The sequence below is a fragment of the Peribacillus glennii genome, assembly GCF_003429105.1.
In the GTDB taxonomy this organism is placed as follows: Bacteria; Bacillota; Bacilli; order Bacillales; family DSM-1321; genus Peribacillus; species Peribacillus glennii.
This window is the reverse complement of sequence record NZ_QVTD01000003.1, coordinates 355032-367734: the sequence shown is the minus strand read 5'-3', so window position 1 is coordinate 367734 and position 12703 is coordinate 355032. Positions and strand designations below refer to the sequence as shown.

The window sequence follows — 12703 nt, the reverse complement described above, 5'->3', positions numbered from 1 at the left end:
AGTTTGAATGAATGGGAGGATTTTGGATGAAAGCGGTTGTTATAACTGAATTTGGCGCACCAGAAGTGTTGAAGTACACGGAAGTTGAGAAACCCGCCCTTGGGCCAAAGCAAGTGTTAATCCGTGTTGCAGCAACTGCAGTAAACTTTGCGGACATTAAAGCCAGATACGGCAAATATCATGGAACGGGGCAGCCTCCGTTCGTTCCTGGTTTGGATGCTGCCGGGACAGTTGAAGCGGTGGGAGAAGGCGTAAAACGCATAGGCGCAGGGGACAGGGTAATCGCTTTTCCCAAAAATGGTTCCTATGCCGAGTATATTGTAGCCGATGAAGATCTCACCTTTGCAATTCCGGATAGTATTGACTTTGAAACGGCAGCGGCCTGCCCGACCGTTTCCTTTACCTCATATAAGCTTTTGGCAGATGTCGGAAGGCTCCATCCCGGCGAAACGGTACTGATTCATGCCGCAGCAGGTGGTATTGGTACGACTGCGATTCAGCTTGCTAAGGTATTAGGGGCGAAGCGCGTAATCGGAACCGTAGGAAATGAAAGTAAAAAAGCTGCAGCACTGGAAGCAGGTGCGGATCATGTCATCTGCTATGAAACAGAAGATTTTGCTGCGAAAGTAAATGAACTGACGGATGGACAGGGTGCCGATGTCATTTTGGATTCGATCTCCGGATGGGTTGCAGAAAAAAGCCTTGCATGTCTTGCGTATTATGGAAGATTGGTCAATTTTGGAAATGCCGCCGGGGGAATGGTAGGCCAAGTCAAAACAACGGATCTGCATTCCAGCTGCCGTTCAGTTCTAGGGTTCAGCCTGGGAACCACCCGCGACAGACGCCCATACCTTTTGCAGGATACGGCTGACCAGGTGCTTCCTTATTTGGCGGATGGCCGCCTGCAAATGAAGATCGGTTCGCGTTTTCCCATTGAGGATGCGGCAAAGGCACATGAACTGATGGAAAGCAGACAAAGTACCGGTAAGATATTGCTAACGTTATAAAACTTCTAAGGCAGGGAACCTACCCTGTCTTTTTCACTTTTTCCCCACCTGATTTACGGATGGAATACCCAGGAATCCACTGGACACCTTGTTAGATTTTCTTGCAAAATTGATCAATGCAGTTAACCAATATCTTAAACTTAAATATATCCTTTGCTTAATAAATATTAAAAAAGAAATAGGTAGGAGTTTAAAATAATGGAGGCCATGAAAATGAATTTACCTGACACTGTATTAGGCATTGCAAAAATTTATGATAGTAGGATTACTTCCTATTCTGAACAGGTCCAACAGTTGCTGGATAAGATAGGTACTGGATGGATATCCAGTTTCGAAATGGAGACGCTGCCCATTTCAATAAAGCTGGATACTAATTTACTTGTAAAAGTATTTCCCCTGGAAAAAAATATCTGCCTCGCAATTTTTCAAGATATATCTGAATGGATCGAATTGCAGGAGAGGAACCTGGATTTGGAATCCATATTTAATCATTCTCATGATGGAATATACGTAGCCGATGGAAATGGCATTACTCTTGGGGTCAGCCGGGGAAGTGAACGGAATTTTGGTGTAAAGTCCACCGAATTAATCGGGAAGAGTGTTGTTGATATAGAAAACGAGGGCATTTTTAATCCCTCGGTTGTGAGATTAGTATTGGAAAATAGAAGACGGATCACTGTCTCTCAAAAAACAAGAACAGAAAAAGTGATGATAGCGACAGGAAATCCAATATTCAATGATGACAACCAAATTGTAAGAATAGTTTGTAATTCGAGGGATATTACAGAATTAACTGAATTAAAGGAACAGATTAAAAAGAATGAAGAGATTGTGAAGCGTTATGAAAGTGAACTAATAGAATTACGGCTGAAAGAAACGACAATTGAAGGGTTCGTTACAAATAGCAAAAAAATGAACGATATCTTAAATGTTGTCAAACGGATCGCTCCAGTTGATACTAGCATTTTAGTAACAGGTGAATCAGGTACTGGCAAAGAAGTCCTTTCCAAAAGCATTCATCATTTTAGCTTAAGAAATTCCGGTCCATTTATTAAGGTTAATTGCGGGGCTATCCCGGAAAGCTTGATGGAATCAGAATTATTTGGCTATGACCCTGGAGCTTTCACAGGAGCAAAGAAAGAGGGGAAGCCTGGTTACTTTGAGCTTGCGGATAAAGGGACATTATTTTTGGATGAAATTGGTGAAATGCCTCTGGCTCTTCAAGCAAAGCTTTTACAAGCGATCCAGGACAAAGCCATACAGCGTGTTGGAGGAACAAAGACCTTACGGATTGATTTCCGCTTAATTGCCGCAACAAACCGTAATCTGGAACAAATGGTGGATGAAGGGAAGTTTAGGGAAGATTTGTTTTATCGGTTAAATGTCATTCCGATAGAGCTCCCGACGTTACGGGATAGAAAAGATGATATACCATTTCTGCTGCACTTGTTTCTTAACAAATATAATAAATTATATTCATTGCAAAAAAGGTTTGATTCTGAAGCAGTTGACCTGCTTTGTGATTATCATTGGCCTGGGAACGTAAGACAGCTTCAGAATATCGTCGAGCGTTTAGTGGTTTTATCCGATGAGGATAAAATTAGTAAGGAAAAGATATTTCCGTTATTTCACACGCTCTCGAAGGATTTTGACAAGGATTCTCCAGGGGCAAAGCTCAAAGCAAAGGATTCTTATGATCCACTTAGTGTGAGTACGCAGATTCAAGATACTAGCCTCAAGCACATATTAAAGGATGTCGAGAGGAGTGTTATTGAAGAAACACTAAAAAAATATAAAACTACCAGAAAGGCAGCCAAACATTTAAAGATGAGCCAATCGACAATTGTCAGGCGTATTAAGGAGTTAGGGATCATTACATCGAACCAATATTGAATCAGAGTCATTCTTGCATCAGGAAATTAAGGAAACTGAGTCATTCTTGCATCGATTCCTTGGCTAAATATCAGTTTACTATGTGAAAAAAAATGGCATGATACTTGCATATATTTAGTAGTGTATGAAAAATTCATTACTTGAAAGGATGACGTGTATGCCAAAAGATACCTATCCAAAATTTCGTGCTGTAGCCGTCCAAGCTGCTTCTGTGTTTCTCGACAGAGATGCAACAATCGAAAAAATGGAGGATTTAGTCAAGAATGCAGCCTCCAACGGAGCAGACCTGGTAGTTTTCCCAGAATCATTTGTTCCTGCATTCCCCGTATGGAATATTGTTTATGCACCGATTGATCAACATGACTTTTACCGTAAACTTTTTGATAATGCGATTACGGTTGGAAGTGACGCATTTAAAAAAATAGCACAAATAGCAAAATCCAATAAGGTATTTCTATCTGTAGGGATAACAGAGAAGGATAACATCAGCATGGGTGCCATGTGGAATACCAATCTGTTGTTTGACCGGGATGGCAAACTCTTGAACAGACACCGAAAACTGGTGCCTACTTGGGCAGAAAAATTAACCTGGGCCAATGGTGATGCCTCACAACTGCATCCTGTTGATACAGAAATAGGTAAAATCGGTGCCTTAATCTGTGGCGAAAATACCAATACATTATCAAGGTTTTCCCTGTTAGCCCAGGGAGAACAGGTGCATATTTCTTGTTATCCTCCTGTCTGGCCTTTCCAACGTCCTGAGGAGGGGAAAAGTTATAACTTAACAAATGCCATCACATTAAGAGCCGCTGCACATGCCTTTGAAGGTAAAGTGTTTAACATTGTTTCATCTGGAGTCCTGGACGAAGATGCTATTCAACAATTGTCACAAGGCGACCAAAAAATTGAATCCACTTTACGAAATGCTCCGCAACCGGTTTCTCTCATTGTTGGACCAACAGGTGACGTGATCGGTGAACCTTTGGTAGGGAAAGAAGGCATGGTCGAAGCAGAAATAGACATCAGCCAAAGTATCATATTAAAACAAGCCCATGATATTGTTGGCTACTATAATAGATTTGATATTTACCAGCTCAAAGTGAATAAACGCTCCCATGCTCCAATCACCATCGAAAAGGATGAGTTGACTGATCAGTTAATTAACTCAACCAACAAAGACCTCGAAAATTTCCCAACAAGCCAAGATCTACAAAAAGTTTAAAAATCACTTGTGAACTAACAGGGGTAAATTATTAAATTTACTCCCTAATCTTTTTTAAGGAGGGTTCCGTATTGCCATTAAATACTAGGGTAGAGAAATCAGAGCCGGTTGATACTGACTCGACAAATAAACTGAACTGGGACGATCTATATGTATCAAAGGAATATAGAATGCTTGTAAGAGCAAAGCGTCGTTTTATCATACCTGCACTCGTATTTTTCACAGCCTATTACACGTTGCTGCTGGTAATCCAAGGATATTTTCCTGAAATCGCATCAAAACCGGTAATTGGATCCCTCAATTTTGGCTACTTATATTCTCTTTCTCAAATACCGGTAGCATGGGTTTTATGCTATGCATTCATTAGGTATTCACAAAAGAAGATTGATGTGCTCGGTAAAGAACTGATGGAAAAATCAAGGCAATAGGATTGGATTTTATCCGTAGATTGATCGAAGAATGTAAAATTAATAATACTTTTGAATTGTAGCGGGAGGAGTTGGGGCGTTTGGCAATTTTCATGTTTATCGGTTTAATAGCTTTGACACTTGGCATTACCTACTGGTCAGCAAATCGCGTCAAAAATGCAACTGACTTTTATGCAGCGGGCAGAAGCATTTCCGGTTTACAAAATGGACTGGCCATAGCGGGGGAGTACATGAGCGCAGCGGCTTTCCTTGGCATTTCAGGGCTTATAGCATTTAAAGGAATCGATGGATTTCTTTATTCGGTAAGCTGGTATGTTGCTTTTGTGGTGGTTCTGTTCGTGATAGCCGAGGCCGTAAGAAATACGGGAAGGTACACATTCGCTGATATCATTTCCTATAGATTAAGGGAAAAACCCGTAAGAAGTGCAGCGGCCCTTAATACGCTGATCATAAGCTTATTGTACATGATTCCACAAATGATAGCGGCCGGCGTTCTGATCCGGTTACTTTTCGGAATTCCGGCAAGTGTGGCTATCATTATTACCGGGGTTTTAATGACGATTTATGTAATGTTTGGCGGGATGATCGCGACTACCTGGATACAAATCATAAAAGCTGTTTTATTATTAGTCGGAGCTTACGCTTTAGCGATGCTTACTCTTTCCCATTTCAACTTTAATCCCAACACATTATTCCAGTCAATGAGCCAGTTCGACCCGAAATATCTGGAACCTGGCGGCTTGATCCAAAATCCATTGGACAGACTCTCTTTAGGCATTGGGCTGCTGTTTGGAACGGCTGCACTTCCCCACATATTAATGAGATTTTATACCGTTTCAACGGCTAATAAAGCACGGAGCAGTGTTTTATGGGGAATGACCTTTATAGGCCTTTTTCAAATTTTAACACCAATACTTGGTTTTGGAGCTGCCCTTCTGGTCGGTGTCAACGTGATAGCGAATGCTGATAAAGGTGGAAATCTTGCTGCGCCTTTACTGGCTCAATTTGTAGGTGGAGGGGCAGGAAGCATTGGCGGCGAATTCTTTATGGCTTTTCTGTCCGCTATCGCATTTGTTACAGTCATTGCAGTAGTTTCAGGGCTTGCATTAGCCGCATCCAGCGCTTTTGCTTACGATTTCTGGATCAAGGTGGTACGGGGAGGCAGGGAAAATCATAAAGAGCAGTTATTTATCTCCAAAGCCACTGCTTTGGGAGTTGGCGCTATATCCATCATCCTTGCGCTTCTTCTGCAAAATGTAAATGTAGCCTATTTAACAGGGCTGGCATTCGCCATCGCTGCGACTGCAAATCTCCCGGTACTGGTATTTTCACTATTTTGGAAACGCCTTACTACTACCGGCGCCATTGTAGGAATGATTGGCGGGCTCATAGTTGCTATTGCCTTAGTATTGATGGGACCACAATTTGCCGGAGAAGATGCATTATTTCCACTTAGTAATCCAGGCTTGGTGAGTATTCCTGTAGGTTTTCTCATTACCTTCGTAGCCTCGGTGCTAACAGAAAAAGAACATAATTCAGAATCAAAGTACAGAGAAATTGCCGTTCGTTCCCAATCCGGAATAGGTGCTGAATGAACATAGAAAATTAAAAAAGAGACCTTTGGCACAATATATTTAGTTCTTAATATATTGTGCTTTTCTTATGTGAGAATATTTCCTTACTATTAAACCATTGATTGCCGATTTTTTTCATAATTAAAAAACTTTATAGCCGGATTAAATACAATAGATAAAGGGTTTGAAAGGTGGATTCATAACATTTTATTTTGTGTCCTTATACGTAATGTAATAAGATGGATTTAAAGTCGACAGTCGTCTAAGGAGAGGAAATAGGAAGATGGCGAAATCGGATTCATTTTTTAACCATTCATTATCTCACAAAATCGCCGAAAGAATTACGAATCAAATTGTGTCAGGAGAACTTAAGCCAGGCGAAAAGATTATTGAAGCGAACTATGCAGAAGAATTTGGGACAAGCCGGGCGCCAGTTAGGGAATCGCTTTATTTATTAGCAACGGATGGCTTGATAGAGAGAATACCCAGAAAAGGTGCTGTTGTAAAAGGGTATTCAGAGGCGGAAGTTTATGACCTTCTTGAATTGCGTTTGATGATTGAAAACCTTGCCATGAAGAGGATTAGAACCCGTGGAATCGATGAAAGCATACTTCAAAAAATGCAGGATTTGGTACAAGAAATGGCTGAAATCGAGGGAGATGGCAAAAGGTATGCCAGCCTGAACCTTGAATTTCACAAGCAAATCATCGAATTGAGCAAAAGCGATATCATAAAGGTTATGTATTCCAGGCTGGGACGCCCGCTGCTAGCGTTGCAAAGGATGTCTTTCCTACAAGAAGAACATATCCAGAAGTCCATGGAAGAGCACCGGATGTTTTTGGAATTATTGATGAAAAGCGAAATGGAGGCAGCGAGCGCACTTCTTGAAAAGCACAATCATAATGTAATCCAAAGGGTAGAAAGTAAACTGTTGCAGCATCGAAGTAATATTTAGAGTTTTTGGAAAATTTATTGACTTTAGCCAGATAGAGTATTAGGATTGACATATAGTCGATTGTCGACAATTCATATTTTGCTATAGAAGAGCGGAAAGGAGGCTGCCATGGCTGTTGCCTTTCTTTTTCCAGGACAGGGATCGCAGCAAACCGGGATGCTTCATGAATTGCCTATGCATCCGGCCGTTTCACGCACCCTGGAGGAAGCAAGCGAACTATTAAAAACTGATATTCTTTCAATGGATACAGAGGGAAAATTACGGTCAACAGCAGCTGCCCAAATTTCTCTGCTTACAGCAAGCGTTGCAACTGCAAGAGCTTTGCAGGAGGAAGGGGCAACTCCCGACATGGTCGCCGGACATTCCGTCGGAGCATTCGGGGCGGCCGTCATTGCGGGAGTGCTTGAGTTTGAAGAGGCCCTCACATTGGTGAAAAAACGGGGAGAGTATATGGAACAAGCCTTCCCCGATAATTATGGGATGGGTGTTGTATTAGGGCTTAGCCAGCCTGAATTATCATCGGTATTGAAAAATAACAATGCAGACGATTCGGTTTACATCGCAAATATTAATTCACCTGACCAAATTGTCCTAGCCGGTCAAATAAAGGCGTTGGAACAGGCATTTGAATTGGTGCTGAAAAATCGTGCCAGGAAGGCCTTTCTGTTAAATGTAAGCGTTCCCTCCCATTGTTCGCTGCTGCAGCCAGTAACTGTAAAATTGGCAGCATTGTTAGAAGCCATTCCTTTACGTGAACCTGATATCCCCTATGCCGGAAACCGGACAGCCCGGCCATTGAGGAATGCAAAGGCCATTAGGGAAGATTTGGCCTTGAGCCTTTCCAATCCGGTCCGCTGGCACGATGCGACCAGTGTGTTATTTGAATTGGGGGCCCGCCTTTTTATTGAAATGCCTCCTGGACAAGTACTGACAGACCTTGCTGCAAAAGAGTTCCAAGGTGCGCGTTCGCTGTCAATTTCGGTAAACGGCCTCAAAACTGCTGCTATTTTAATAGAGCAGGAAAAAGCAAAATTATAAAGATATTAAAGAATTCAGATTCATTTATTAATACGGGAAAGGGGACGAACGGATTGAATGTAAAACAAATAAGAGGAGCATCCGGTCGTTCGTGGACGACACGGCGGGATGATAAAGCGGCCCGGCTTTCGAAGGTCGCCGAAATTGCAGAAGGCCGAATTCTGCCGACAGACAGGATAGTAGAGGCAATGGAGAAATTAATATCCGCAGGAGACCGGGTTGTTTTAGAAGGAAACAACCAAAAGCAAGCTTCCTTTCTTTCTGCTTCCCTTGCCCAAATCAACCCGGATCATGTGAATAAGCTGCACATGATCATGTCCAGTATCTCGCGCCCGGAGCATCTGGATATTTTTGAAAAAGGGATTGCCGAAAGACTTGACTTTTCGTACGCCGGGCCTCAAAGCCTGCGCATCTCCCAAATGATTGAAGATGGCAAGCTAGTAGTGGGGGCCATCCATACATATTTAGAATTATACGGCCGCCTGTTCATTGATCTCATTCCTAATGTGGCTCTTGTTGCCGCTGATAAAGCGGATATAAACGGCAACTTATATACGGGGCCAAATACAGAAGATACGCCGGCGATCATCGAAGCAACTGCATTTAAGGACGGAATCGTCATCGTACAGGTGAATGAACTTGTCGATGAGCTGCCGAGGGTGGATATCCCTGGCTCCTGGGTGGATTTTATTGTTGTGGCAGAAAAACCATATCAGCTGGAAGCGCTTTTTACCAGGGATCCTAGAAACATAACGGAACTGCAAATTTTGATGGGGATGATGGCGATACGCGGCATTTATGAGCGGCATAATGTTCAATCGTTAAATCATGGAATCGGTTTCAATACAGCGGCCATTGAGCTTCTATTACCTACCTATGGGGAGCAGCTTGGATTGAGAGGAAAGATCTGTAAGCATTGGGCACTAAACCCGCATCCTACTTTAATACCTGCAATTGAAAGTGGATGGGTGGAAAGCATCCATAGCTTTGGCGGGGAAGTCGGAATGGAGAGATATATTTCCCAGCGACCGGATGTGTTTTTTACAGGAAGTGATGGAAGTTTGCGTTCGAATCGCGCTTTTTGCCAGGTTGCAGGTCAATACGCGGTGGATATGTTCATCGGCTCTTCCCTACAGATCGACAAGGACGGAAATTCATCCACCGTAAAATCAGGAAGGCTCACCGGTTTTGGCGGAGCACCAAATATGGGCCATGACCCGAGAGGAAGAAGGCATGCCACGGATGCCTGGCTGGATATGATCACTACGGACGACTTGCTTGCCCGGGGAAAAAAGCTCGTTGTACAAATGGTGGAAACCCATCTATCAGGAAATGCCCCGGTTTTCGTCGAATCACTGGATGCCATTGATGTGGGGCGTAAAGCCGGGTTGCCGGAAGCACCTGTGATGATTTACGGTGATGACGTGACCCATGTTGTAACGGAAGAAGGAGTCGCATATTTATATAAAGCTGAAAGCCTTGATGAAAGGCGAGAGGCAATCGCCGCAGTGGCAGGTGTAACCCCAATTGGAAGGAACCAAAATCCGCGGGTAACGGAAAAACTGCGCCAGGAAGGCCTGGTCGCCTTGCCGGAAGATTTGGGTATACGACGTACGGATGCCAAAAGGACACTTTTAGCTGCCAAAAGTGTTGAGGAATTAGTGGAATGGTCAGGTGGCCTTTATGAACCGCCTGCTAAATTCCGGAGCTGGTAAAGATGATACTTATAACAGAGAGTAAGTCAAAAGGGATTCCATATAGCGAGCGTCTGGCTGAATTGGCGGTTGATGCCCTTAAGGAGGAAGCGCTCCTAACCCCAAAGCCGGGATTGGTCGACCAAGAAAGTTCCGGTGCCCATTCGGATATGTCAATTGGGTTGATGCTCCGCTCGGCTGAAGCTTTACAAAGTACTTTCGCCGAAATGGCTGAAGTTAGTTTTCGTCACCCCGCTGGAAGGGTGTTGCGGGAGAAATTAGCGGAAGTCGGCCGTCGAGGGGAGAATAACATGCTTCTGGCGACAGGCGGGATCAATACACATAAAGGAGCTATTTGGGCTCTCGGGTTGTTAATAGCAGGTGCAGCGATACATGGTCCGATGAGTCCCATACAAATAATTGCGGAAACTGCCGGCTCGATTGCTCGTTATCCGGACCGGTTTGGACCCGGTTTTGAAACGAATGGAGCCAAAGTGAGAAACCGTTATGGGGTGCCTGGTGCTGCTGGAGAGGCCCAAATGGGTTTTCCCCATGTTATTGCAAAAGCGCTTCCTGTTTTATGGAATGCCCGGCGTGACGGGATTCCCGAAACAGAGGCCAGGTTGGATGCTTTACTGATGTTGATAGCGAATCTTGATGACACATGCATTTTGCATCGGGGCGGAATGGAAGGGCTTTTACTAGCTAAAGAGGGCGCCTTGAACATATTGAGAGCCGGCGGTTCTTCAAAAGCTGGACATGATTCGATGAGGAAGTTGGACCGAGAATTTGTTTCGCACAACATTTCACCCGGAGGCAGTGCGGATTTGCTGGCTGCCGCGTTATTTTTAGACCGGCTGCATGTCCTTTCTACAAGATTTAAATAAGTAACGGAGGTGTAGGGCTTGGAAACGTTGACTTTTGATTACGAAGCGACAAAGGTGATTCATAAACGCTCCCATGTCGGTGTTGTCGGATCCGGTGATTTGGAAGTTTTACTCGAGCCTTCTGATTCGGGAAGGGCACATATTCATATCAGGACAGGCAGTGAAGGGTTCGGGGAGGTATGGAAACTTGTGCTGGACCGGTTCTTTACGGTGAATGACATTGCTGCTAAAGTAACGATTAATGATTTCGGGGCGACTCCTGGAGTCGTGAATCTGAGGCTGGCACAGGCATTGGAGGTGAGCGGGCATGGCTGTGATAAATAAAGTGAGCTTTATCGAATTGAATGCAAGGGAGAGGGCTGCGGCTGTATTGGATGAAGGAACCCACCGCGAATTGCTGTGTCCTTTTGATGGCCTGGAGTCTCCACATTTGCCTCCGCAAGGGATTGTCCCACAAAGTGATGATGGTGTAGTCATTGTCAAAGGGAAAATTGGCGGCAAACCGGCAGTTGTCATTTCAATAGAAGGGGCTTTCCAGGGCGGAGGGATCGGTGAAGTTTCGGGTGCAAAAATTGCAGGTGCCCTGGAGCTGGCTTTACGCGATAACAAATTGGGGAAGAAGACCTTTGCTGTGGTTTTATTTGATACCGGCGGCGTGCGGTTGCAGGAAGCAAATTATGGGCTGCTGGCCATTTCAGAAATACAGTCTGCTGTTGTTGCTTTGCGAAAGTATGTGAATGTAGTCGGCGTGATCCCCGGTGATGTGGGCTCCTTCGGCGGAATGTCGATTACAGCAGCCTTGTTTAATCACCTTATTATGACAAAAGAAGCCCGGTTTGGCCTCAATGGACCTGAAGTCATTGAGCAAGAGGCGGGTATCAAAGAATTTGATTCAAGTAACCGCCCCCTTATATGGGGAACCATTGGTGGAACACAGCGTGTCGAAACCGGATTCGCTGATGTATTGGCAAATGATGACATGGACGAGATTAAAGCGGCAATCGCAGCTGCCTTAACAGTGGAAAAAATAGAGAAAAGCAGGACCGAAAAAGTAGATTTGTACCGCAATTTTTTGAGCCATATTGATCCTTTCGAACGTACAACTCCACAATCTGTACGGGAACTATGGAGAAAAATGGACAAGGGTGAAATTCGTGAAAAGAAAACTGTTTCTCCAACACGGTCCAATATCACAGAAAGCCGTGGAAGAACTTGGCTTACAGCCTTGACGGGCATGGCGAACCTTGAAAGTGAAATTCCAACCGTAGTGCATGGGGAAGCTTTATTAGCGGATGAGATCGTTTCTTTTATTTCGGTTGTTCCGGATCTTAATAACCGTTTTCCAAGGGCCCGTAACGGTGAAGTCGGCCTGGATGAGGGATGGGCCATTGCCAAATATGTTCGTGACATTATTGAAAGTCATAGGAATAAAGACAGTCGCCGGGCCATTGTTGCGATTGTTGACGTTCCCAGCCAGGCATATGGCTATCGCGAAGAACTTCTAGGTATTCATTTAGCCTGTGCAGCAGCGGTTGATGCTTATGCAACGGCACGGCTAGCAGGGCATCCGGTTATTTCATTGATCGTTGGCAAGGCCATTTCCGGAGCATTCTTAGCCCATGGGTATCAATCAAACCAATTGATCGCCTTAAATGACGAAGGTGTAAGCGTTCATGCCATGTCCAAACAGTCTGCCGCCCGTATCACCCGGCGGACCATTGCAGAGCTTGAAAAAGCTACGAGCGAAGTACCGGCTATGGCTTATGACATTGCCTCTTTTTCAAAGCTGGGGGCAGTGGACGAACTATTAGACGGAATCAATGCCGACGTGCCGCAAGAACAAGATATCATAACTGTAAAAAATAGCCTGATATCAGCAATAGACAAAATCCGATCCTCGCCGATTGATTTAAAGAGCCGTCTTGAGACGCAAGAAGCTTTGAATGGCGGACGTACTGCATCTATTAAAGTTCGTGAACTGCTGGAAAAACAATGGAGCTAAATC

General features: G+C 44.2%; 11 protein-coding genes. All 11 read left to right on the top strand.

Annotated elements, in window-relative coordinates; genetic code table 11:
• Positions 1-26 precede the first annotated feature (26 nt).
• The gene (locus tag D0466_RS03395; protein ID WP_117321145.1) at positions 27-1007 is read left to right on the top strand and encodes a quinone oxidoreductase family protein; all 981 of its coding nucleotides are present in this window, start codon (positions 27-29) and stop codon (positions 1005-1007) included.
• Between the two features lie 198 nt (positions 1008-1205).
• A complete protein-coding gene (locus D0466_RS03390; RefSeq protein ID WP_117321144.1) occupies positions 1206-2900 on the top strand; it encodes a sigma-54 interaction domain-containing protein in 1695 nt (564 codons plus the stop codon).
• 157 nt (positions 2901-3057) lie between these two features.
• Complete coding sequence (locus tag D0466_RS03385) at positions 3058-4122, top strand: carbon-nitrogen hydrolase family protein (protein ID WP_117321143.1); 1065 nt, start codon at positions 3058-3060, stop codon at positions 4120-4122.
• A 71-nt stretch (positions 4123-4193) separates the two neighbouring features.
• Complete coding sequence (locus D0466_RS03380) at positions 4194-4550, top strand: DUF485 domain-containing protein (RefSeq protein ID WP_199484496.1); 357 nt, start codon at positions 4194-4196, stop codon at positions 4548-4550.
• Positions 4551-4642: 92 nt separating this feature from the next.
• Positions 4643-6145 (top strand): solute symporter family protein, encoded by a 1503-nt coding sequence (locus tag D0466_RS03375; RefSeq protein WP_117322197.1) that lies wholly within the window; start codon positions 4643-4645, stop codon positions 6143-6145.
• Positions 6146-6407: 262 nt separating this feature from the next.
• Positions 6408-7079, top strand: a complete 672-nt coding sequence (locus D0466_RS03370) for a GntR family transcriptional regulator (RefSeq protein ID WP_117321142.1) — start codon at positions 6408-6410, stop codon at positions 7077-7079.
• A 108-nt stretch (positions 7080-7187) separates the two neighbouring features.
• On the top strand, positions 7188-8117 hold the full coding sequence (gene mdcH / locus D0466_RS03365) for a malonate decarboxylase subunit epsilon (RefSeq protein ID WP_117321141.1): 930 nt from the start codon (positions 7188-7190) through the stop codon (positions 8115-8117).
• A gap of 53 nt (positions 8118-8170) precedes the next feature.
• Complete coding sequence (gene mdcA, locus D0466_RS03360) at positions 8171-9832, top strand: malonate decarboxylase subunit alpha (RefSeq protein WP_233522520.1); 1662 nt, start codon at positions 8171-8173, stop codon at positions 9830-9832.
• Between the two features lie 2 nt (positions 9833-9834).
• Positions 9835-10698, top strand: a complete 864-nt coding sequence (locus tag D0466_RS03355) for a triphosphoribosyl-dephospho-CoA synthase (RefSeq protein WP_117321140.1) — start codon at positions 9835-9837, stop codon at positions 10696-10698.
• 18 nt (positions 10699-10716) lie between these two features.
• On the top strand, positions 10717-11022 hold the full coding sequence (locus D0466_RS03350; RefSeq protein ID WP_117321139.1) for a malonate decarboxylase subunit delta: 306 nt from the start codon (positions 10717-10719) through the stop codon (positions 11020-11022).
• Positions 11006-12700, top strand: coding sequence for a biotin-independent malonate decarboxylase subunit beta (mdcD, locus tag D0466_RS03345; RefSeq protein WP_117321138.1), 1695 nt, complete (start codon positions 11006-11008; stop codon positions 12698-12700). The genes D0466_RS03350 and mdcD overlap by 17 nt, the downstream gene beginning before the upstream one ends.
• The last annotated feature ends 3 nt before the right edge of the window (positions 12701-12703 follow it).